General features: G+C 65.5%; 22 protein-coding genes. 11 read left to right on the forward strand and 11 right to left on the reverse strand.

What is annotated here, in order from left to right:
• Nucleotides 1-116: 116 nt before the first annotated feature.
• Nucleotides 117-1667, forward strand: coding sequence for an aminopeptidase P family protein (locus JOF47_RS11095; RefSeq protein ID WP_209997827.1), 1551 nt, complete (start codon nucleotides 117-119; stop codon nucleotides 1665-1667).
• 130 nt (nucleotides 1668-1797) lie between these two features.
• Here the strand turns inward: JOF47_RS11095 and JOF47_RS11100 are convergent, their stop codons facing one another.
• Complete coding sequence (locus JOF47_RS11100) at nucleotides 1798-2730, reverse strand: YflT domain-containing protein (RefSeq protein ID WP_209997834.1); 933 nt, start codon at nucleotides 2728-2730, stop codon at nucleotides 1798-1800.
• 191 nt (nucleotides 2731-2921) lie between these two features.
• Between JOF47_RS11100 and JOF47_RS11105 the strand changes: the two genes are divergently transcribed.
• Genes JOF47_RS11105 through JOF47_RS11115 form a run of 3 tightly spaced genes read left to right on the forward strand, consistent with a single transcriptional unit; the run spans nucleotide 2922 to nucleotide 5969 of the window.
• Nucleotides 2922-4220, forward strand: a complete 1299-nt coding sequence (locus JOF47_RS11105; protein WP_209997836.1) for a magnesium transporter MgtE N-terminal domain-containing protein — start codon at nucleotides 2922-2924, stop codon at nucleotides 4218-4220.
• On the forward strand, nucleotides 4213-4863 hold the full coding sequence (locus JOF47_RS11110) for a DUF1003 domain-containing protein (protein WP_209997838.1): 651 nt from the start codon (nucleotides 4213-4215) through the stop codon (nucleotides 4861-4863). Before JOF47_RS11105 ends, JOF47_RS11110 begins: the two co-directional genes overlap by 8 nt.
• Nucleotides 4860-5969 (forward strand): Mrp/NBP35 family ATP-binding protein, encoded by a 1110-nt coding sequence (locus JOF47_RS11115; RefSeq protein ID WP_209997845.1) that lies wholly within the window; start codon nucleotides 4860-4862, stop codon nucleotides 5967-5969. The genes JOF47_RS11110 and JOF47_RS11115 overlap by 4 nt, the downstream gene beginning before the upstream one ends.
• Nucleotides 5970-6129: 160 nt before the next feature.
• Here the strand turns inward: JOF47_RS11115 and JOF47_RS11120 are convergent, their stop codons facing one another.
• The 3 genes from JOF47_RS11120 to sigE all read right to left on the reverse strand — a co-directional run bounded on the left by JOF47_RS11120 (nucleotide 6130) and on the right by sigE (nucleotide 8082).
• Complete coding sequence (locus JOF47_RS11120; RefSeq protein WP_209997848.1) at nucleotides 6130-6507, reverse strand: sec-independent translocase; 378 nt, start codon at nucleotides 6505-6507, stop codon at nucleotides 6130-6132.
• A 42-nt stretch (nucleotides 6508-6549) separates the two neighbouring features.
• Complete coding sequence (locus JOF47_RS11125; RefSeq protein ID WP_209997850.1) at nucleotides 6550-7176, reverse strand: hypothetical protein; 627 nt, start codon at nucleotides 7174-7176, stop codon at nucleotides 6550-6552.
• A 297-nt stretch (nucleotides 7177-7473) separates the two neighbouring features.
• Nucleotides 7474-8082, reverse strand: coding sequence for an RNA polymerase sigma factor SigE (gene sigE / locus JOF47_RS11130; RefSeq protein WP_245356768.1), 609 nt, complete (start codon nucleotides 8080-8082; stop codon nucleotides 7474-7476).
• A gap of 245 nt (nucleotides 8083-8327) precedes the next feature.
• Between sigE and JOF47_RS11135 the strand changes: the two genes are divergently transcribed.
• Entirely contained in the window at nucleotides 8328-8963 is a 636-nt protein-coding gene (locus JOF47_RS11135) for an O-methyltransferase (protein WP_209997863.1), read from the forward strand.
• 112 nt (nucleotides 8964-9075) lie between these two features.
• Here JOF47_RS11135 and JOF47_RS11140 read toward each other — a convergent pair whose 3' ends face one another.
• The 3 genes from JOF47_RS11140 to JOF47_RS11150 form a co-directional block, all read right to left on the reverse strand.
• Nucleotides 9076-9243 carry a DUF3117 domain-containing protein gene (locus JOF47_RS11140; protein WP_209997865.1) on the reverse strand — a complete coding sequence of 56 codons (168 nt, stop codon included), beginning with the start codon at nucleotides 9241-9243 and terminating at the stop codon, nucleotides 9076-9078.
• 110 nt (nucleotides 9244-9353) lie between these two features.
• Nucleotides 9354-9710 carry a DivIVA domain-containing protein gene (locus JOF47_RS11145; protein ID WP_245356345.1) on the reverse strand — a complete coding sequence of 119 codons (357 nt, stop codon included), beginning with the start codon at nucleotides 9708-9710 and terminating at the stop codon, nucleotides 9354-9356.
• 41 nt (nucleotides 9711-9751) lie between these two features.
• Nucleotides 9752-10540, reverse strand: coding sequence for an LOG family protein (locus tag JOF47_RS11150; RefSeq protein ID WP_209997867.1), 789 nt, complete (start codon nucleotides 10538-10540; stop codon nucleotides 9752-9754).
• A gap of 170 nt (nucleotides 10541-10710) precedes the next feature.
• On the opposite strand from JOF47_RS11150, the gene JOF47_RS11155 reads away from it, so the two are divergent.
• From JOF47_RS11155 to JOF47_RS11170, 4 genes are all read left to right on the forward strand, one after another.
• Nucleotides 10711-11439 carry an amino acid ABC transporter ATP-binding protein gene (locus tag JOF47_RS11155; protein ID WP_210001584.1) on the forward strand — a complete coding sequence of 243 codons (729 nt, stop codon included), beginning with the start codon at nucleotides 10711-10713 and terminating at the stop codon, nucleotides 11437-11439.
• Nucleotides 11440-11508: 69 nt separating this feature from the next.
• Nucleotides 11509-12333: a glutamate ABC transporter substrate-binding protein gene (locus JOF47_RS11160; RefSeq protein ID WP_209997870.1), complete on the forward strand. Its 825-nt coding sequence runs from the start codon at nucleotides 11509-11511 to the stop codon at nucleotides 12331-12333.
• Between the two features lie 102 nt (nucleotides 12334-12435).
• Complete coding sequence (locus JOF47_RS11165; RefSeq protein WP_209997872.1) at nucleotides 12436-13113, forward strand: amino acid ABC transporter permease; 678 nt, start codon at nucleotides 12436-12438, stop codon at nucleotides 13111-13113.
• The gene (locus tag JOF47_RS11170; protein ID WP_209997874.1) at nucleotides 13110-14006 is read left to right on the forward strand and encodes an amino acid ABC transporter permease; all 897 of its coding nucleotides are present in this window, start codon (nucleotides 13110-13112) and stop codon (nucleotides 14004-14006) included. Before JOF47_RS11165 ends, JOF47_RS11170 begins: the two co-directional genes overlap by 4 nt.
• 117 nt (nucleotides 14007-14123) lie before the next feature.
• On the opposite strand, the gene dapE is transcribed toward JOF47_RS11170, so the two are convergent.
• Nucleotides 14124-15245, reverse strand: coding sequence for a succinyl-diaminopimelate desuccinylase (gene dapE, locus JOF47_RS11175; RefSeq protein ID WP_377737718.1), 1122 nt, complete (start codon nucleotides 15243-15245; stop codon nucleotides 14124-14126).
• 40 nt (nucleotides 15246-15285) lie between these two features.
• Between dapE and dapD the strand changes: the two genes are divergently transcribed.
• Both dapD and JOF47_RS11185 read left to right on the forward strand, forming a co-directional pair.
• Complete coding sequence (gene dapD, locus JOF47_RS11180; RefSeq protein WP_209997876.1) at nucleotides 15286-16248, forward strand: 2,3,4,5-tetrahydropyridine-2,6-dicarboxylate N-succinyltransferase; 963 nt, start codon at nucleotides 15286-15288, stop codon at nucleotides 16246-16248.
• A 64-nt stretch (nucleotides 16249-16312) separates the two neighbouring features.
• Entirely contained in the window at nucleotides 16313-17152 is an 840-nt protein-coding gene (locus tag JOF47_RS11185) for a hypothetical protein (protein ID WP_417629207.1), read from the forward strand.
• 31 nt (nucleotides 17153-17183) lie between these two features.
• Here the strand turns inward: JOF47_RS11185 and JOF47_RS11190 are convergent, their stop codons facing one another.
• The 3 genes from JOF47_RS11190 to dapC form a co-directional block, all read right to left on the reverse strand.
• Nucleotides 17184-17729, reverse strand: a complete 546-nt coding sequence (locus JOF47_RS11190) for a hypothetical protein (RefSeq protein ID WP_209997881.1) — start codon at nucleotides 17727-17729, stop codon at nucleotides 17184-17186.
• Nucleotides 17730-17992: 263 nt separating this feature from the next.
• On the reverse strand, nucleotides 17993-19276 hold the full coding sequence (locus JOF47_RS11195; protein WP_209997897.1) for a citrate synthase: 1284 nt from the start codon (nucleotides 19274-19276) through the stop codon (nucleotides 17993-17995).
• Nucleotides 19277-19379: 103 nt separating this feature from the next.
• Complete coding sequence (dapC, locus tag JOF47_RS11200; protein WP_209997900.1) at nucleotides 19380-20489, reverse strand: succinyldiaminopimelate transaminase; 1110 nt, start codon at nucleotides 20487-20489, stop codon at nucleotides 19380-19382.

Consider the following 20489-nt stretch of genomic DNA (forward strand, 5'->3'; position numbering starts at 1 on the left):
GCCCACCGGGGGTTTGCCGTGCCGGGCACAGGGCGGCGGGAGTTCTTTCCCACACCCGGCTCCGCTCTGCGCTGAGCGCCTTGGCACATGTCGTCGCGCTTTGAGACGATTGGACCATGAGCACTGATGCAACCACCACCACCGGCAGCGACCAGCCCCTCGAGGAGCGCGTGAACAACCGTTCGCAGCGCCCGTCCTCCGAGGCATTCAAGACCTTCATGGCCTCCTCCTGGGCGCCCGACACCTCCGAGCTTCCCGGCGCCGACGGGGTTGCCCCGTACGCGGCGGCCCGCCGCGCGGCCGTTTCCGCACGGTTCCCCGGCGAGCGCCTTGTCATCCCGGCCGGACCGCTGAAGGTCCGCTCGAACGACACCGACTACCGCTTCCGCCCACACTCGGGCTTCGCCCACCTGACCGGCCTGGGCCTCGACCACGAACCCGACGCGGTGCTCGTCATGGAACCGACCGACGAAGGAGCGGGCGACAACGGTTCCAACCACAACGCCACGCTCTACTTCTCCCCCATGGCCGGCCGCGACACCGAGGAGTTCTACTCCAACGCCCGCACCGGCGAATTCTGGATCGGCCCCCGCCCCACCCTGGGCCTGCTGCAGGCACGCCTCGGCCTGCCCACCGCCGACCTGACGCAACTTGAGGTTGCGATCACCAAGAACGCCGGCGTCGTCGAGCTCGGCGGCATGCGCGTCCGCCTGCTGCGCGACGTCGACATGAACTGCGACGCGCTGGTCGACACCTCCCGCATCAACACCGGCGTGGACCTCGAGGTCTCCGACTCGCTGGACGGCGAACTGACCGAGGCCCTGTCCGAGATCCGCCTGGTGAAGGACGCCTGGGAAATCGACGAAATGAAGAAGTCCGTCGCGGCGACCATCAACGGCTTCCACGACGTGGTCCGCTCCCTGGACCGCGCGCTCACCCACCCGCGCGGCGAACGCGTCGTCGAGGGCGCCTTCTTCGCCCGCGCCCGCGAGGAGGGCAACGACCTGGGCTACGACACCATCGCCGCCTCCGGCAACAACGCGACGGTCCTGCACTGGATCAACAACAACGGCACCGTCAACGACGGCGAGCTGCTGCTTCTCGATGCCGGCGTCGAGGCCGAGTCCCTCTACACCGCCGACGTGACCCGCACTCTGCCGGTCAACGGCACCTACACCGACGTGCAGCGCAAGATCTACCAGGCGGTGCTCGACGCGGCCGACGCCGCGTTCGCCGTCGCCAAGCCCGGCACCAAGTTCCGCGACCTGCACGGCGCTGCCATCAAGGTGCTCGCCGAGAACCTCGACGCGTGGGGCCTGCTGCCCGTGTCGCTCGAGGAGGCGCTCTCCCCCGAGGGACAGCAGCACCGCCGCTGGATGCCGCACGGCACCAGCCACCACCTGGGCCTCGACGTGCACGACTGCGCGCAGGCCAAGGCCGAGCTCTACCTGGACGGCGTGCTGGAGGAGGGCATGGTCTTCACCATCGAGCCGGGCCTGTACTTCAAGAACGAGGACCTTGCCGTGCCGGAGGAATACCGCGGCATCGGCGTGCGCATCGAGGACGACGTGCTCATCACGGCCGACGGCTGCGTGAACCTCTCGGCCGCGTTGCCGCGCACCCCGGAGGCCGTCGAGGCCTGGATGGCGGAGATCCGCAACAGCTAGTCTCCCCCGCCGCAGCCCCCGCAAGGGGCTGCGGCACCGGCGGGCATGGCACAAAAAACGGCCCGGGCCTTTCCCTGCTTCTCATTCGAGAGCGGGAAAGACCCGGGCCGTTTGCCGTTGAGCGCCGAACCTAGTGGCGCGGGCCGGCTTCGCTGTTGGTTTCACTGCCGGTTTCTTTTTCGGTGCCCTGGGCCGGCGCTTCTTCATCGGCGCTTTCGGCCACTGCCGGCTCCGCCGCGGGTGCCACGGCATCGGCCGCGGTTGCCTCCGGGGCTGGCGACTCGGGGGCGGTGGCCTCGGGAGCTGGCGACTCAGGAGCGGCGGGCGCCTGGGCGGCTGCGGGGGCATCGGCCACGGGAGCCTGTGCGGCCGCCGGAGCGGCTAGAACTCCCGGCTGGACGCGGATGCCGAACTGCGGGCGGCCGTCGGGAAGATCGGAATAGGAGCCCGACGGGGCCGGGGCGGCCGGGGCCTGCCCGGTGCCCGGGACCACGGGTGCCTGCGGCTGGGCTGGCGCCGGCGGCTGCACGGGGACCGCATGGATGCCGACCCCGGCGTCGGCGGCCCCGCGGCTCATCGGAAGCTTGGCCGCAAGCGCGCGGGCGGCGTGGGCGTGCGAGAAGTCGACGACCACGTCGTAGCTGGTGGCCAGCACCTGGGACTGGGAGGCGAAGTCGCGCTTGCCCCGGCGGAAGGAATAGCCCACCACGGCCACGATCAGCCAGATCGCGATGCCCAGGCCCACCGAGGACAGGATCTGCGCCCACGCATCGCTGGTCGGGTTGAAGATCGACAGGATCAACCCCACAAACACGCCGAACATGGCGCCCTGCGCCGCACCGGCGGCCGCGACCTTCGGGTAACTGAGCTTCGCCGTGACGCGCTCGACGCTCTTGAGGTCGTTGCCGACGATCGTGATGTTGCTGACCGGGAAGTCGTTGTCGGCCAGGTAGTCGACGATTTTCTGCGCGTCGAGGTAGGAGTCGTAACGCCCCAGGAGTTCACCGCGCGGCAAACCGAGCGAGTTCGAGTGGGTCTGGGAAGCACCAAGTGGGGATGACATGCTTCCATTGTGCACGCTCTCGGCCCCCGGCCGCCCGCTTGATCGCTCAAGGTGAAAGACAAATGTCGCGCCGGGCAGCGGCACGCGCCCGTGGCACGCCCCGTGGCACGCCGCACGGAAGCCGCCGCCCGGTGTCCGTGCGGGTGACGCCGTATGTGCTCCCCGCTTCGCTAGGCAGTAGCCTAGAGAGCGTGAGCAGCAATTCTTCGAAGGTCTTCATTGCACGGTTGTTGGGCCTGGACGTGTTCGACCCGCTGGGCGACCGCTTGGGCAGGCTGCGCGACGTCGTTGTCATTTCGCGCTCGCTCACCAAACCCGCCCAGTGCGTCGGCGTGGTCGTCGAGGTCCCCGGCAAGCGCCGCGTGTTCGTCCCGATGACCCGCATCACTGCGATGGAGTCGGGCCAGATCATCTGCTCCGGCCTGGTGAACATGCGCCGCTTCCAGCAGCGCGGCGCCGAGATCCTCGTCGCCGCCGAGCTTTTCGACCGCCGCGTCCTGTTCGCCGACGGCAGCGGCCACGCCGTCGTGGAGGACATCGGGCTCAGCCAGGAACGCGGCGGGGACTGGATCATCTCCGACTACTTCGTGCGCCGCGGCGAACACGCCAGCGGAATCCTTGGCCTGCGCCGCTCGCGCGGGGAACGCCTGTTGGTGCCCTGGAACGCCATCATCCACACCGCCCTGCACGAACCGCAGGCCGCCACCACCTACGTTGCCGCGCACGACGAAATGAAGCCCGCCGACTTCGCCGACGCGCTGCACGAAATGAACGACAAGCGCCGCGTCGAGGTTGCCTCCGAGCTGCAGGATGACCGCCTGGCGGACGTCCTGCAGGAAATGCCCGACGACGAACAGGTGCAGATCCTCTCCGCCCTGGGCATGGAACGCGCGGCCGACGTGCTTGAGGAAATGGACCCCGACGACGCCGCCGACCTGCTCTCCGAGCTCAGCGAGGACACCAAGCACGCACTGCTCGAACTCATGGAGCCCGAGGAAGCCCGCGACGTGCGCCGCCTGCTCGAGTACGCCGAGGGCACCGCCGGGTCCATGATGACCCCGGTGCCGGTGATCCTCTCCCCCGAGGCAACCGTCGCCGAGGCGCTGGCCTCGGTGCGCCGCGAGGAGCTGAGCCCCGCGCTGGCCTCCACGGTGTACGTGACCCGCCCGCCGCTGGAGACCCCCACGGGGCGTTACCTGGGCGCCGTGCACATCCAGGCGCTGCTGCGCACCCCGCCGCCGGAGTCGCTGGGCAACATCCTGGACACCCACCTGGCGCCGATCTCCGACATGGCCGACGTGCCGGAGGTCGCCCGCACGCTTGCCACCTACAACCTCACCTCGCTCGGCGTCGTCAACGACGCCGGCCGCCTGGTCGGCGCGGTCACCGTCGATGACGTGCTGGACCACCTGCTGCCCGAGGACTGGCGCACCCACGACGACCACACCGCCAAGAACCCACCGGCGAAGAACGGAGACACCCATGGCTGAGAAACGCCACTCAGGCAGCGGGCTGGACACCCCGATGAGCGCCCGAGACCGCTTCTTCCCGCGTTTCTCCCCCGACCCGGACGCCTTCGGTTCCAGCACCGAGAAGTTCGCGCGCTTCATGGGAACCCCGCAGTTCCTGCTCTACATGAGCATTTTCTGCGTGTTCTGGCTCATCTGGAACACCTGGGCGCCGGTGGCGTGGCGCTTCGACTCCGCCGCCCTGGGCTTCACCGCGCTGACCCTCATGCTCTCGCTGCAGGCCTCCTATGCGGCCCCGCTGCTGCTGCTGGCCCAGAACCGGCAGGATGACCGGGACAAGGTCTCCCTGTCCGACGACCGCGGCCGGGCCGAACGCAACCTCGCCGACACCGAATACCTCACCCGCGAACTCGCCGCGCTGCGCATCGCCCTGCGCGACGTCGCCACCCGCGACTACGTGCGCTCCGAACTGCGATCGGTGCTCGAGGAACTGTTGGAGACCGCCGACGGCGAGGAGCTGAAGCTGCGCGCCAAGAACCCCAAGCGCCGCGACCGCACCTCCACGAACACCGGGCTCATCCCCCAGGTTGCCAAGGCCCCCAAGCGGGCGGACAGGCAAGACAAGCAACAAGGCAAACAAACAGAGAAGAACCAGCCCTCATGAGCATCGAGCCACGGCTCCTTGAAGCACTCTCCGCGGTCCAAGACCCCGAGCTGCGCCGCCCCATCACCGAACTGGGCATGGTCGAGTCCGCGGTCCTCGAAAACGGCACGGCGCGGGTCAAGATCCTCCTCACCATCGCCGGCTGCCCGCTGCGCTCCACCATCGAAAACGACGCCACGGCCGCACTGGCGACCCTGCCGGAGGTCGGCTCCGTGGAGCTGGAGCTCGGGGTGATGGGCCCCGAGCAGCGTGCGGCGCTCCGCGAGTCGCTCAAGGGCCGCGCCGTGCCCTTCGGCGACCCCTCCTCACTGACCCGGGTCATCGGCATCGCCAGCGGCAAGGGCGGGGTCGGCAAGTCCTCGCTGACCGCCAACCTGGCCTGCGCCATGGCCGCCGACGGGCTACGCGTGGGCCTCATCGATGCCGACGTGCACGGCTTCTCCATCCCCGGACTGCTCGGCATCCCCGGTGCCAAGCCCACCCGCGTGGACGATATGATCCTGCCTCCGGTCGCCCACGGGGTGAAGGTCATTTCCATCGGCATGTTTGTCGACGACAACAAGCCGGTGATCTGGCGCGGACCGATGCTGCACCGCGCCCTTGAACAGTTCCTCACCGACGTGCACTTCGGGGACCTCGACGTGCTGCTGCTGGATTTGCCCCCGGGAACCGGTGACATCGCCATCTCCGTCTCCCAGCTGCTTCCCGGCTCCGAGCTGGTGGTCCTCACGACCCCGCAGGCGGCGGCCGCCCAGGTCGCCGAGCGCGCCGGCGCCATCGCCGTCCAGACGGGCCAGAAGGTCGTCGGCGTCATTGAAAACATGAGCTGGCTGCAGCTGCCCGACGGCTCCACCATGGAGCTCTTCGGCTCCGGCGGCGGCAGGCAGCTCAGCGAACGCCTCACGGCAACCCTCGGCGCGGAGGTCCCGCTGCTGGGGCAGGTCCCGCTGGACCCGCTGCTGCGCGCAGGGGGCGATGCGGGGCTGCCGCTGGTGCTCTCGCACCCCGGCTCACCCGCGGCGGCGCAGATCACCGCGATCGCCCGTTCCCTCTCGCACCGCCCGCGGGGGCTGGCCGGCATGAAACTCTCGGTCTCCCCCGGCTAAACCAGGTCTCCCCCGGCGGGCCCCGCCCCGGAAGCCAAAAAAGGTGGAGGCCGCAACCCCCGTTCGGGAATTGCGGCCTCCACCTTTTGCCACATCACGCTTCTGCCACATCACGCTTTTGCCACATCGCGTCCCGTGCTGCCGCGCCGGTAGCGGTCAGCTACGTAGCTTCCAGGTCGAACGGCGCCGGCTCGTTCGGCGCCAGGCGCTTCACCTGCACCGTCGCGACGGCACGCTGGTGGATGGCAGCAGGTTCCTTGACAGCGCTGGCCGCGTCCTCGAAGTCGTCAAGCAGCGCTTCCTTGATGATCCGCCGCGGGTCGTACTGCCGGGGATCAAGCTTTTTCCAGTCCATGTCGACGATGTCGTCGCCGACCTCTTCGCGCAGCTGCTCCTTCGCGCCGGTGGCCATGCGGCGCAACTCCTTGACAAGTCGCGCTAGCTGGGCCGCGTATTCCGGGAGTTTTTCGGGTCCCAAAATGACAACGGCCAGTATGGCCAACACCAGCAACTCACTACCATTGATTCCCAGAAACACCCTAGTAGACTACCTGCTTTCGTTGCATCATTTGGCCACTGCCTAGTCGAAGTCCAAAACCATGAGTCTGGACAGCCCGCGCATCAGGCGTTCTCCCAGCTCCTCGGGACTGGCATCAAGCCCGACGGATTGCGTGTGTTCGCCGACGACCAGGCGTTGCAGCAGCCCTTCAACATCCTTCTTCGCGAGGTTCGACGTGATCGTGTAATCGACATCGTCCATGCTCAGCGTGGCTTTGCCCTTGCCGAAACTGACAGCTGCCGCCGCCTTGGCACCGAGCCTTCGCCCCAGCTCCGTCAGGGGGCCCTCGGTGGCTGCGGCGGACGCCGCATTGGCCGCCGCATGCTCCGGGGCAGCCAGGATGCCCGTCGCCAGCGGACCTCCCGCCAGTTTCCGCACCTCGGTCACACCGAGTTCATGTTTGCCGTTTTTCATCACCAGGTGGACCGCGGCGTTTCCGCCGGACCGGGTTCCGGTGGCAGACGCCAGGTGGAAACCTCCCGAGTCGACAACGGGGCAGGTCCAGCCCGCCTCGCGCAATTCATCGAGTTCGCCTTCTCCAAGGTGCGTGGCCGTTGCGTTCCAGGAACCGGTGGGATCGTGTTGCGCCGCGGACGCGACTCCGGGGGCCCCCAGCGACCAGGAGAGGCCCATCAAGGCTCCGACCATCGCCAAGATGCCCAGAAGCGCAACGACCGGAATCCATGGGCGGAAATGTGAGTTGCGGTGGTGTGCATTGGAGTCCCCTACCGTGCCGGAACTGCTCAGCAGGGTTTGCGCGGTGAGAGGCGGCCGTGGGATCCCGGCCTGGCTGTTCCACTGCGGGAGAGTCCTCGGCATGGCAGACTGGAGCGCTTCCCAGCACCTCAGGCATCGATGCACATGTCTTTCGATGCTGCGGCGCTTCTTCGCGTCCAGCTCACCGGCGAGATACGCACGGATCCACTCTTGTTGTGAATGCATGCCTTAGCGGACTCCCGGGATCGGCCGCCGGATCTTGGGCAACCCCACGGTTGCCGATGGTCGGACAGCGGGATTTCGGTGGGCAAGCTTTTCGCGAAGCATCGCCCGTCCGCGGTGAATGCGCGATCGGACCGTGCCAAGCTTGACGTCCAGCGCATCGGACACTTCCTCGTAGGAGAGCCCCTCCAGGTCGCACAGGACGATGGCTGCACGGAATTCCGGGGACAGTCCGTCGAGCGCTGCTTGCACGTCGACATCCAGGTTGTTGTATTCGAAGCTGCGCTCCGGGCCGGGAGCCGTTCCGGGCAGCTTCGCCTCGGCTTCCTCGCCCAGTCCGTCAAAGCGGATGCGGGACTTGCGGCGCGCCTGGTCCAGGAACAGGTTGGTGGTGATGCGGTGCAGCCACCCGCCGATGGTTCCCGGGGTGAATGTATGCAGGGAGCGGAAGACCCTCACGAATGTTTCCTGCGCCAGGTCCTCTGCATCCTGCCGGTTGCCGGTCAACCGGTATGCGAGGCGGTAAACCCGGGGGGAATGATCCCTCACGATCTCATCCCATGTGGGAACCTCAAACGCACCGAGCTCGTCGGTGGAGCTGGGGTTGCTGGCCAAGGTCGGATTCGTTGCGTTCACGGTTTCAATTCTGGCTTAGGCTCCTGAACGAACCCTGTATGCAACCTGTGCCACTCCTACGATTCCAATTCAGCGGTTGAAGTGGACACACGGGGATAGGATGGGGACATATCGGCACCTCGCGCGGCGGCAGGCAACGGCCGGGCTCTTGAAGCCGCCGTGCCCGCACGATCCGGGACGACGCCCGCCAACCCACGCTTCTTGAAAAGGACCCCACAACACTCATGAACCTGGATGTCTATAGCAGCTGGTCGTACGCCGAGGCCCAAGCCACGGAAGATCCGGTCATCGAGCGGGCCCGCGAACGCGGACGCGAACTCGGGGTCGAGTCGGTGAGCCCCGCCACGGCCAACCTCTTGACGGTGCTGGCAGCCACCTCCAAGGCGCGCAACGTGGTGGAGATCGGTTCGGGCGTGGGCGTCTCAGGAACCAGCCTGCTCCGCGGCCTTGGCGCACACACCGCACTGACCACCATCGACATCGATGTCGACCACTTGGCCGCGGCGCGCGAGGCCTTCCACGAGTCGGGGTTCGATTCTTCCCGCTTCCGCGCCATCGCCGGCCGGGCGGAGGCCGTGCTGCCACGCCTGACCGACGCCGCTTACGACATGGTGTTCATCGATGCCGACAAGGCCCACATGTCCGAGTACGCCACCCAGGCGATCCGCCTGGTCAAGGTCGGCGGGATGATCCTGATGCACGACGCCTTCGACCACCACCGCGTGGCCAAGCCGGCAATCCGCCAGCCCAGCACCGTCGCCACCCGCAATGCCATCCGGTTGCTGCGGAGCGACGAGCGATTCACCACCACGCTGATCCCCTCAGGCTTGGGGCTGTTGGTCGCGGCGCGAACCATGTAGCCCGGTCCCGGTGCGCCGCGATGCAGTGCACCGGGGGGCGGATCGGCACCCATGCAAATGGGAGCCGATCCGTGCGGATCGACCCCCATGTACACAATTTCCGAACCGAAGATTACTCGGTGACGCCCACCAGGCAGTCACGCAAGGCAGCGGCCTCGTCGGCATTGAGTTCAACAACCAGTCGCCCGCCACCGTCGATCGGTACGCGCATGATCAGGCTACGGCCTTCCTTGGTGACCTCCATCGGACCATCCCCGGTACGTGGTTTCATCGCAGCCATTAGCGCTGTCCCTTTCTTATGAGGCGAAGGGGTTAAGACCCTTCGCCCGGTCGTGAGTTACTTGGCGAATTCAGCCAATGCGTGAATCGCTTTCAACTTGCTAACTTCTATTATTCCGAATAATCGCCCGTGTTGCTAATCACACGCTCTTTACCGTGTTGCGCGATGACCTGATGCAACCGGTCAATCTCGGCCGAGAGCACATCCAAGACCTCGTCGACCTGGTCGCACCGGTACCCCCTCAGAGCCAGGGAGAAACCCACCGCCTCGATGTCGGCGGGCTTGGGCTCGACGGGAAGCAACACCGGGGGAAGCGACGCCACGGGCTCCACAAGCCCCTGGATCGGAGCCCGCATCGACTCGTATCGCAGCCCGCCTCCATACATGCGGGCGCGCCGGGTTCCGACGCCCATCAAGACTGCCGCGCCCAGCAGCAAGATCGCCAAGACTAATAAAACGTAAACCAATACCCACTCCTCGTGAAGCCCACAATGCCCGCCGGACGCCGTCAGTCGGCCGCGGTAAACCCATTGGCGTGGGCGGATTCAATAACGATGCGCACCGCTTCGTTGACATCGTCGGTCAACTTGATCAGGTCGAGGTCGGCAACGGAGATCGCACCTTCCTCGGCTACCGTGTTTCGCAACCATTCAAGGAGCGGGCCCCAGTAATCGGTTCCCACCAGCACGATCGGGAACCCGGTGACCTTCTCGGTCTGCACCAGGGTCACGGCCTCGAACAGCTCGTCGAGCGTTCCGTACCCGCCCGGCAACACGATGAATCCCTGAGAGTACTTCACGAACATGGTCTTGCGGGCAAAGAAGTAGCGGAAGTTGATGCCGACATCGACCCACTCGTTCAGGCCCGTCTCAAACGGAAGCTCGATGCCCAGCCCGATGGAAACGCCGCCGCCCTCGCAGGCACCCTTGTTTGCGGCCTCCATGGCACCCGGCCCGCCACCTGTGATGACCGCTACGCCGGCCTGGGCAATCAGCGAACCGATCTTTTCCGCCTGCGCATAACGCGCCGAATCGCGCTTGGTGCGCGCCGATCCGAAGACGCTGATCGCCGGCCCGATGCCTGCAAGCGCCCCGAACCCCTCGACGAATTCACTCTGGATCCGCAGCACGCGCCACGGATCGGTGTGGGTGAAGTCCTGGTTTTCCCGGGAGTCCAATAGGTAGCGGTCCGACTGCGGGATGTCGGCCTGCGCCCGGCGCAATATCACGGAGCCCTTGCGGCGCGCCGGGTCGGGCAATGATGCGAAGTTCTTGGCTTGAGAGTTCTGGCGTGACATGTCACCCACTGTATCGGCAATCGCCGAATTCTCCGGTTGCCTTGCAATCAATTTAGGAAACGATTTGGCAAAGGCGCGCATGAGTGAATCATGATCCAGCTCACATCGGCTATTGTCGTCACATGAGCACTGATTCCCCCGCGAGTGGCGCTGGGTCGGCCACGACTCCGATCGTCAAGCTGACCGATGTCAACAAGCACTATGGCCAGCTGCACGTTCTGCAGAACATCAACCTCGAAGTCTCCAAGGGTGAGGTTGTCGTTGTCTTGGGGCCCTCCGGCTCCGGCAAGTCGACCTTGTGCCGCGCCATCAACCGCCTGGAAACCATCGATTCGGGCAGCATCGAAATCGACGGTCAGGTCTTGCCCGAAGAGGGAAAGATGCTGGCCAAGCTCCGCGCCGATGTCGGCATGGTCTTCCAGTCATTCAATCTCTTCGCCCACAAGTCCATTTTGGAGAATGTGACCCTTGGACCGATCAAGGTCAAGAACATGAAGAAGGCCGAGGCCAACAAGCTGGCCCTCTCCCTGCTCGAGCGCGTGGGCGTTGCCAACCAGAAGGACAAGCTTCCGGCACAGCTGTCAGGCGGCCAGCAGCAGCGCGTCGCCATCGCCCGCGCACTGGCGATGCGCCCGAAGGTGATGCTCTTTGACGAGCCGACCTCCGCACTTGACCCGGAAATGATCAACGAGGTCCTGGACACCATGGTCGGTCTGGCCAAGGAGGGCATGACGATGATCGTTGTCACCCACGAAATGGGCTTTGCACGCAAGGCCGCCGACCGGGTCATCTTCATGGCCGACGGACAAATCGTGGAGCAGGCAGCCCCGGAGCAGTTCTTCACCAACCCGCAGAGTGTCCGCGCCAAGGACTTCCTCGGCAAGCTCATCACCCACTAAAAAGATTCGCACCTTTTGAAGTAAACCGGACGGGAAAACCAGTCCCGTTCAGAAAATCAAGGAGAACCAATGCGCAAGACTCGCATCGCAGCAGTAGCCGCAATGGCCGCAGCGGCAGCACTGACCCTCAGCGCCTGTGGCGGAGGCGGCGGAGATGCCGCCAGCGACAAGATTAAGATAGGCATCAAGTTCGACCAGCCGGGTGTCGGCTACAAGGACGGCAACGAGTACAAGGGCTTCGACGTCGATGTCGCCAAATACGTCGCCAACGAGCTGGGCTACCCCGCGGACAAGATCGAGTTCATCTCGACCCCGTCGGCAAACCGCGAAACAGCCCTGCAGAACAAGCAGGTCGACATGATCTTCGCTTCGTACTCCATCACGGACAAGCGCAAGGAATCCGTCGCGTTCGCCGGACCGTACCTCGTGGCCGGCCAGGACCTGCTGGTTCCGGTTGATTCGACGATCACCGGCCCCGAGGACCTCAACGGCAAGACGCTCTGCTCGGTGACCGGTTCGACCTCCGCCCAGAAGATCAAGGACACCTACGCCCAGAGCGTGAACCTGCAGGAACAGTCGGGCTACGCCGAATGCCTCGGCGGCATGTCCGGCGGCACCATCGACGCCGTGACAACGGATGACATCATCCTTGCCGGTCTGGCCGCGCAGCCGGCCAATGCCGGCAAGTTCAAGGTCGTCGGCAAGCCCTTCAGCGAGGAGAAGTACGGCGTGGGCCTGAACAAGGAATCCACCAAGTGCGCCGACATCAACAAGGCGATCACCAAGATGATTGACTCCGGTGAATGGCAGAAGGCCATCGACGCCAACACCGCCGGCACCGGCTACAAACCGAACCCGGCGCTGAACCCGCCCAAGATGGATCCCTGCGCCTAACCCACGCGTCAGGTCACTGGGGTGTGCCCCGCCGGCAACGGCGGGGCACACCCCGTTCTACCGATTCGGTCCAACTTCGACCGCTGAAATCGAGGCAGAAATATGGACAACTATCTCTCCTTGTTCACCGAGTACAACATCGCCGCCGCGTTCTGGGTCAACATCCAGCTGACCTTCTGGGCGGCCATCGGCGCCCTGGCACTGGGCACCGTCCTGGCGATGATGCGCATCTCCCCGGTACGCAGCTTTGCCGCGTTCGGCACCGCGTACGTGAACATCATCCGCAACACCCCGCTGACGATCATCCTGCTCTTTGGCGTGCTGGCCCTCTACAACCAGCTGGGCTTCACGCTCTCCGATGACTTCAGCCAGAACTTCTTCAACCTCGCGGTGATGGGACTGGCGATCTACCATGCGGCATTCGTCTGCGAGGCGATCCGCTCGGGCGTCAACACGGTACCGGTCGGCCAGGCCGAGGCCGCTCGTGCCATCGGCCTGAGCTTCCTGCCGGCCGCCCGCGAAGTCATCCTGCCGCAGGCCTTCCGCGGGTCCGTAGTCCCGCTGGGCAACGTGCTGATCGCCCTGATCAAGAACTCGACGGTCGCGGCCGTGAGCTCCGTGGCCATCGAGGCGTCATCGGTCATGAAGACGATGCTCGAGTTCCGCGGCGACATGATCATCCCGATCTTCGCGACCTTCGCCATGGGCTTTGTCGTCATCATCATCCCGGTCGGATTGCTGACCACCTGGCTCTCCAAGAAACTGGCGGTGGCCCGATGAGCGCATCAGTCCTCTTTGACACACCCGGCCCCAAGGCCAGACGGCGCATCCTGCTGATCAACGTCATCGGCATCCTGCTCATCGCGGGCCTGCTGTTCGTGGTGGTCGCCGGGCTCGCGGCCAAGGGCCAGATGGATCCGGAGCTCTGGGCGTCGCTGTTCACCTCCAACGCCTGGGTCAACTTCCTGCTTCCGGGCCTGCTGAACACGCTCAAGGCCGCCGGCCTGGGCATCGTGCTCTCGGTGACCTTCGGCCTGGCCTTCGGCATGGGCCTGCTCGCCCAGGCCAAGGCCCTGCGCTGGTTCTCCACGATCATCGTCGAGTTCTTCAGGGCTGTGCCGGTGCTGCTGATGATCGTGTTCCTCAACATCCTGCTTGCACGCACGGGCATGGTCAACGGAACCGACTCCCCCTTCTGGGCCGTCGTGATCTCCCTGATGCTTTACAACGGTTCCGTGATCGCCGAGCTTGTCCGTTCGGGCGTGCGCAACCTGCCCAAGGGGCAGCGCGAGGCGGGCATTGCGATCGGCCTGACCACCACCCAGTCGCTGCGCCTGATCGAGATCCCGCAGGCGCTGGTGGCCATGCTGCCGGCGTTGATCGGCCAGTTTGTCGTCATCCTGAAGGACTCCGCGCTTGGCTACATCATCGGGTTCACGGAGTTCCTGTTCTTTTCCCGCACCTTCGCGGCCGCCAACGGCAACATGTTGCAGGCGCTGCTGCTTGCCGCGGCGGTGTTCATCATCATCAACTTCTCGCTGGGCAAGTTGGCGGAGTTTGTCTCCCGCCGCCTGAGCAGCAGGATGCCGAGCGCCAAGGAGGGCGCCAACCCGGCGACCGACATCGAGGCGCCCATCACCCCGCCGGTGGCTCCGATCGACCCGAAGGTATAGGAACAAAGGCAACACCGGGCAGCAAAACAAAAAACGATGCCGCCGGATCTCCGCACCGCAAGGTGGGAGTCCGGCGGCATCGCCGTTTGGGGTTCCGGCCGCCCGGGGCGGAGGGCCCTACTCCCCGCCGAGCCAGCGGCGCAACGTGGCCAGGCATTCGCGGATCGCATCGGCCGTGACATGCTCGTCGTCCGAGTGCGCCAACAGGGCATCGCCGGGGCCGAAGTTCACCGCGGGGATGCCGAGCTCTGAGAAGCGCGCGACGTCGGTCCAGCCGTACTTGGGCTTCGGCACCTGCCCCACCGTAGCGACGAACGACGCGGCCGCCGGGTGGTTCAGGCCCGGGCGGGCACCCGGGGCCCCGTCGGTGCGGACAATTTCGAAGCCGTTGAACAGCTCGAAGACGTGCGCCTCGGCCTGGGCCACGTCCTTGTCCGGGGCGAAGCGGTAGTTGACCTCCACCTCGCAGAAGTCCGGGATCACGTTTCCGGCGATGCCGCCGGCAATGCGCACGGCGTTCAGCGACTCGCGGTAGGCGAGCCCGTCGACGTCCACGGTGCGCGGTTCGTAGTCGGCGAGCACCTGCAGGATCGGGGCCGCGGCGTGGATCGCGTTCTCGCCCATCCAGGCGCGGGCCGAGTGTGCGGCGACCCCGCGGGTGCGCACCCGGTACCTGGTGGTGCCGTTGCAGCCGCCTTCGACGGTGCCGTTGGTCGGTTCGAGCAGGATCGCAAAGTCCCCGCCCAGCAGTTCGGGGCAGTTGCGGAAGAGCCGGCCCAGCCCCGACTTGGAACCCTCGACCTCTTCGTGGTCGTAGAAGATGAAAGTCACGTCGCGCGCGGCATCGACAACCGATGCGGCCAGGGCAAGCTGCACGGCGACCCCGCCCTTCATGTCGGTGGCGCCGCGGCCGTAGAGGGTCTCGCCCTCCCAGCTCACCGGAACCGTGCCGCGGGCGCCGGGGGCCGTCGGCAGCGGCACCGTGTCAAGGTGCCCGGCCAGGATGACCCGCTCGGCCCGGCCCCACGTGGTGCGCGCAACGATCGCATCGCCGTCGCGGTGCACCTGAAGGTGCGCGTACTTCGAGAGGGCGTTTTCGACGGCATCGGCCAGCGCCTTTTCGTTGCCGGAGACCGATTCGATGTCCATCAGCTGCGCGGTGAGCATCGCGACGTCCTGGCTCAGGTCCAGTTCGATCGGGGCGGCGGGCTCAAGTTCGGGGTTTGGGTTGCTATGCACAATCCCAGATTAGTACCTTGTGCCACGTTAGGATTGATTCATGACTCCGGTAGACACCCGCCCCGATATTGATTCCCCACGACCCCTGCGCATTGCCTCGGCCCACGGCCTGGCCACCTACGCCTCGGACGGTTCGGTTCTCGATGTGTGGTTCCCGGATCCGCACCTGGGAAACCTGGAAGACGCGGCAAAGGTCGCCGGCGAACTTGCCGCCGCGGCTCAGTCCGACGCCGAGCGCGGCACCACCCAGTCGGTGGTGTCCCTGGAGATCGACGTCGACGTCGCCCCGGCCGACACGGCCGACGTGTGGCTGCGCTTGCACCTGCTCTCCCACCGACTGGTGCTGCCCAACGACGTTAACCTCGATGGCGCCTTCGGCCTGCTGAACAACGTCGTCTGGACCAACTTCGGCCCGTGCGCCGTCGAGGGCTTCGAGGCCACGCGCCTGAGGTTGCGCCGCCGCGGCGTGCTGAACGTCCTGGGCGTCGACAAGTTCCCGCGCATGCTCGACTACGTGGTTCCCTCCGGCGTGCGCGTCGCCGATGCCGGCCGCGTCCGCCTCGGCGCCCACCTGGCACCGGGCACCACCGTGATGCACGAGGGCTTCGTGAACTTCAACGCCGGCACGCTCGGCACCTCCATGGTCGAGGGTCGCATCTCCGCCTCCGTGGTGGTCGGCAACGGCTCGGACGTCGGCGGCGGCGCCTCCATCATGGGCACGCTGTCCGGCGGCGGCAAGGAACGCATCACCATTGGCGAGCGCGTCCTGCTCGGGGCAAACTCGGGCGTGGGCATCTCCATCGGGGACGATTCCGTGGTGGAGGCCGGCCTCTACGTCACGGCGGGCACCCGCGTACTGCTCAACGGCCAGACCATCAAGGCCGTGGAGCTTTCGGGCGTGCCGAACCTGCTCTTCCGCCGCAACTCCGTCACCGGCGCCGTCGAAGCCATGGCCCGCGCCGGCCAACACGTGGAATTGAACAGCATCCTGCATGCCAACTGATGCCCACCACCGGGTGCTCTCGATGGGCACCCAAACCGGGGAAACCCATCGGCGAGGCCGCCATGTGCGGCCCCGCCGATGGGGGCGTTCCCTGCTGGCGCTGCTCATCGCCTGCGGGTTGATCGGCGGCGGACTCTACGCCGCCATGAATTTCATCGGCCTGAACCAAGGCCTGGTGCGCGAGAAGTGCACGGCCATCGTGGGTTCCAGCACCTACACACTCTCCCCCGAGCAGGCTTCGAACGCCGCATTGATCTCCGCGGTGGCCATCAAGCGCGGCCTTTCCGAACGCGCGGCAACCATCGGCATCGCCACGTCGATGCAGGAATCCAAGCTCACCAACATCGACTACGGCGACAACGCCGGCCCCGACTCCCGGGGCCTCTTCCAGCAACGGCCCAGCATGGGCTGGGGCACGGAGAAGCAGGTCATGGACCCGGCCTATGCGGCCGGCAGGTTTTTCCAGGAGCTGGCAACCTTTGACTACTCCTCGATGTCGTTGACCGACGCCGCGCAGAAAGTCCAACGCAGCGCCTACCCGATGGCCTACGCCAAGCACGAGGACCTGGCCAAGGCGTTCTCCGCACCGCTGTCCGGCAGCGCCGACTCGGCGCTGAATTGCACGCTGCGCCCCGCCGAATCGGCAGGCTCTCCCGCCAACGTCAATGCGGCTTTGCGCGAGGCAACCGGAATCACCGATGCGGTTCCCGACGGGCCGCGGCTCAAGGTCCCGGCGAAGGGCAAGCAGGGCTGGGCCGTGGCCCAATGGGCAGTCGCAAATGCCGGGGCCATGAACACCGAGTCGGTTTCCTACGCCGGGCTGGTGTGGAACCGCGCCCAGGGCGAATGGGTTTCGGCCGCCACCACCGACGGCTACGTCATCATCCAGTCGGCGACGCCGTAGCCGGTGGACGCACGGGACCGCGCATCAGGCCCTACTTCATCATCCCGATGATCGGCTGCAGGTAACTGCGGAAAAGCTCGGCATCCAGCATCAGGTCCTGGCTCAACAGCACGGTGTCCGGCTCGACAAACCAGGCTCGGGGTTCAGCCAGCGGCAACTCCACCATTTTCAGGTGCAGCTCCCCGGCGTCCTGGCCGCCGAGTTCGAGTTCCATGAAAAGCTGCGACATAAGTGCCGAGCGTTCGACCGTGTTTTTCTTGCAGTAATCCTTGTACTCCCCCAACCGGTTCTGCGTCCAGATAAACGCATTTCCGTAGTGGGCGCGCAGAAGGTGCTGCAGGCTCGGGGAATCGGAGAACTCCGCAAAATCCGGTTCGTCGTTCGACTCGGGCGGCGAATATCCTCCGCGCAGGATGCGCTCCCACCAGCTTTGCCATTCCTGGCGCAATTCGCCGGCGGATCCCTCGCCCAGCTCGCGCGCCGCGGCGGGCTTCACCCTGGGGCACAGCGGTGCAAGGCACGGGGTACCAAGCGGTTCGATCGCTGCCAAGTCCCGAATGTACAGTGCAAGCAACATCTCACGGTGTGTATCAGCTGATACTTTCCAGCCGGGACCAGACTCTTGAACCATGAGGCACACTCGTTTCCATCAAAACCAACGCCTACTTCAAGAATAGCCCTGAACGGAAGCGTTGGGCCGAAAAAACCGCGCCACTTCGCGCCTGAACGCCAAAAGGCCCGGCAGGCGCCGCTCCGAATTATTCGAAGCAACGCCCGTCGGGCCTGAAACACAAGATTGCAAGCGTCGCGGAGCAGGATTGTCCGTCCGCGCCAAACCGTTTAGCGGTTCGGGTAGTTGCGTTCGGTTTCGCCGATGAAGAGCTGGCGCGGACGGCCGATCTTCATTTCGGGGTCCTGCAGCATTTCGCGGTACTGTGCGATCCAGCCTGGCAAACGGCCGATGGCGAAGAGGACGGTGAACATCTTCTCCGGGAAGCCCATGGCCTTGTAGATCAGGCCGGTGTAGAAGTCCACGTTCGGGTAGAGCTTGCGCGAGATGAAGTAATCATCGTTCAGTGCGCGCTCTTCCAGCGACATGGCGATGTCCAGCAGCTGGTCGTTTCCGCCGAGCTTGGAGAGGATCTCGTGGGCCGTCTCCTTGATGATCTTGGCACGCGGATCGTAGTTCTTGTAAACACGGTGTCCGAAGCCCATGAGGCGGACGCCGTCTTCCTTGTTCTTGACCTTTTCCATGAAGTCCGCGGGCTTCAGGCCCTCGGACTGGATCTGGCGCAGCATCTTCAGGACCGCCTCGTTGGCGCCGCCGTGGGCGGGGCCGGAGAGTGCGTTGATGCCCGCGGACACCGAGGCGAACATGTTCGCGTTCGATGAGCCGACGAGGCGCACGGTGGAGGTCGAACAGTTCTGCTCGTGGTCCGCGTGCAGGATCAGCAGCTGGTCCAGCGCCTTGACGATGACCGGATCCATCTCGTACGGCTCGGCGGCAAGGCCGAAGCTCAAACGCATGAAGTTCTCGACGAGGTTCATCGAGTTGTCCGGGTAAAGCAGCGCTTGGCCGATGGACTTTTTGTGCGCGTAGGCGGCAAGAACCGGCATCTTGGCCAGCAAGCGGATGGTCGAAAGTTCGACCTGCTCCTCGTCGAACGGATCCAGGGAATCCTGGTACCAGGTCGACAGCGCCGTCACGGCCGAGGAAAGCACCGGCATCGGGTGCGCTTCGCGCGGGAAGCCGCCGAAGAAGCCCTTGAGCTCCTCGTGCAGCAGGGTGTGGCGGCGGATCTTCTGGTCGAATTCTTCGAGCTCGGTGGCCGAGGGAAGGTTTCCGTAGATCAGCAGGTAAGTGGTCTCGAGGAAGCTGGACTTTTCGGCCAGCTGCTCGATCGGGTAACCGCGGTAGCGCAGGATGCCCGCGTCGCCGTCGATGTAGGTGATTGCGGACTTGGTCGCCGCTGTGTTCATGAAGCCCGGGTCGTAAGTCACGCCACCCGTCGCCTTCAAAAGCGGAGCGATGTTAAAGCCATTGTTGCCTTCTACAGCGGGTACAACAGGGAGTTCGATGTTGTTGCCGCCGAAGCTGAGCTGAGCAGAATTGTTTTCCGTCATTGTCTCTCCTAACCGGAATACAGATGGATCCGATGGTCAGTAATCAGTGCCACGCTACCGTTTAGTAGGCGCATGACACCAATCGGTTGGTCACGTTAAGGAATCAACGAGCCGCATTCAGCCGCTGAACGGCGCTGGCAATCCGTTCGTCACTTGCGGTGAGCGCTATGCGCACAAAATTCACGCCGGCGTCGCCGTAGAACGCACCGGGGCCGGCGATGATTCCGAGCTCGGCCAATCGCCCCATGGTGATCCAGCAATCCTCGTCGGCGGTGCACCAGAGGTAGAGACCCGCCACCGAGTCTTCGATGCGCAACCCGAAGCCCTCAAGGGCTGGGATCAAGGCCTCGCGACGCGCGCGATACAGGGCTTTTTGGGCCGCGACATGTGCCTCGTCGGCAAGTGCCGCGCGCATTGCATCCTGCACCGGGGCGGGCACGATCATGCCCGCGTGCTTGCGGCTGTTGATGAGAGTCGGCATGAGGTTCGGGGCACCGGCCACAAAGGCGGCCCGGTAGCCAGCAACGTTGGATTGCTTCGAGAGCGAATACACGGACAGCAGGTCGGTGTGATCTCCGCCACAGATGGCCTCCTCGAGTACGCTCGGGACGCCGTTTTCGTACTCGCCCCACCCCAGCTCGGCGTAACATTCGTCCGAGGCGACCACTGCGCCGAGCGAACGGGCGTCATCCACCAGCGACTTGAGCTCCGCGACATTGCGCACGATGCCCGTGGGGTTGCCCGGGGAGTTGACCCAGACCAGTTTCACGCGGGCGCGGTCCGCGTCCGACAGGTCGGCCAGCGAATCGGCGGCGATCGAATCGGCTCCGGCCAGCAGGGCGCCGATGTCGTAGGTCGGGTAGGCGACCACGGGGCGGACGACAAGGTCCCCCGCGCCAAGGCCCAGCAGCAACGGCAGCCAGGCAACCATTTCCTTGGACCCAACGGTCGGCATGACGTCCTCGACGCTCAGGCCGTGAACGTTGCGGCGGCGGGCGTACCACTCGACGATGGCTTCGCGAAGTTCAACCGTGCCGTGCGTCGTCGGGTATCCCGGCGCGTTGGCGCCTGCCTGCAGCGCTTCGATGACAACCTGCGGCGTGGGGTCCACCGGGGTGCCGATCGACAGGTTGACGGCCCCGTCTGGGTGCTCGTTGGCCTTGGCCGTGTAAGGGGCAAGGGCTGTCCAAGGGTATTCGGGAAGGCTCAGCAT

Origin of the sequence: Paeniglutamicibacter kerguelensis (assembly GCF_017876535.1) — a bacterium.
GTDB classification, from domain to species: domain Bacteria; phylum Actinomycetota; class Actinomycetes; order Actinomycetales; family Micrococcaceae; genus Paeniglutamicibacter; species Paeniglutamicibacter kerguelensis.

Bases quoted from the DNA above. Each gene is read 5' to 3' on its own strand.
- JOF47_RS11170 (WP_209997874.1), top strand. From the start codon at position 13,110: ATGAGCGCATCAGTCCTCTTTGACACACCCGGCCCCAAGGCCAGACGG.
- JOF47_RS11160 (WP_209997870.1), top strand. From the start codon at position 11,509: ATGCGCAAGACTCGCATCGCAGCAGTAGCCGCAATGGCCGCAGCGGCA.
- JOF47_RS11115 (WP_209997845.1), top strand. From the start codon at position 4,860: ATGAGCATCGAGCCACGGCTCCTTGAAGCACTCTCCGCGGTCCAAGAC.
- dapC (WP_209997900.1), bottom strand. From the start codon at position 20,489: ATGCTGAGCCTTCCCGAATACCCTTGGACAGCCCTTGCCCCTTACACG.
- JOF47_RS11165 (WP_209997872.1), top strand. From the start codon at position 12,436: ATGGACAACTATCTCTCCTTGTTCACCGAGTACAACATCGCCGCCGCG.
- JOF47_RS11135 (WP_209997863.1), top strand. From the start codon at position 8,328: ATGAACCTGGATGTCTATAGCAGCTGGTCGTACGCCGAGGCCCAAGCC.
- JOF47_RS11125 (WP_209997850.1), bottom strand. From the start codon at position 7,176: ATGGTCGGAGCCTTGATGGGCCTCTCCTGGTCGCTGGGGGCCCCCGGA.
- JOF47_RS11100 (WP_209997834.1), bottom strand. From the start codon at position 2,730: ATGTCATCCCCACTTGGTGCTTCCCAGACCCACTCGAACTCGCTCGGT.
- JOF47_RS11140 (WP_209997865.1), bottom strand. From the start codon at position 9,243: ATGGCTGCGATGAAACCACGTACCGGGGATGGTCCGATGGAGGTCACC.
- dapD (WP_209997876.1), top strand. From the start codon at position 15,286: ATGACTCCGGTAGACACCCGCCCCGATATTGATTCCCCACGACCCCTG.
- JOF47_RS11095 (WP_209997827.1), top strand. From the start codon at position 117: ATGAGCACTGATGCAACCACCACCACCGGCAGCGACCAGCCCCTCGAG.
- JOF47_RS11195 (WP_209997897.1), bottom strand. From the start codon at position 19,276: ATGACGGAAAACAATTCTGCTCAGCTCAGCTTCGGCGGCAACAACATC.
- JOF47_RS11110 (WP_209997838.1), top strand. From the start codon at position 4,213: ATGGCTGAGAAACGCCACTCAGGCAGCGGGCTGGACACCCCGATGAGC.
- JOF47_RS11150 (WP_209997867.1), bottom strand. From the start codon at position 10,540: ATGTCACGCCAGAACTCTCAAGCCAAGAACTTCGCATCATTGCCCGAC.
- JOF47_RS11190 (WP_209997881.1), bottom strand. From the start codon at position 17,729: ATGTTGCTTGCACTGTACATTCGGGACTTGGCAGCGATCGAACCGCTT.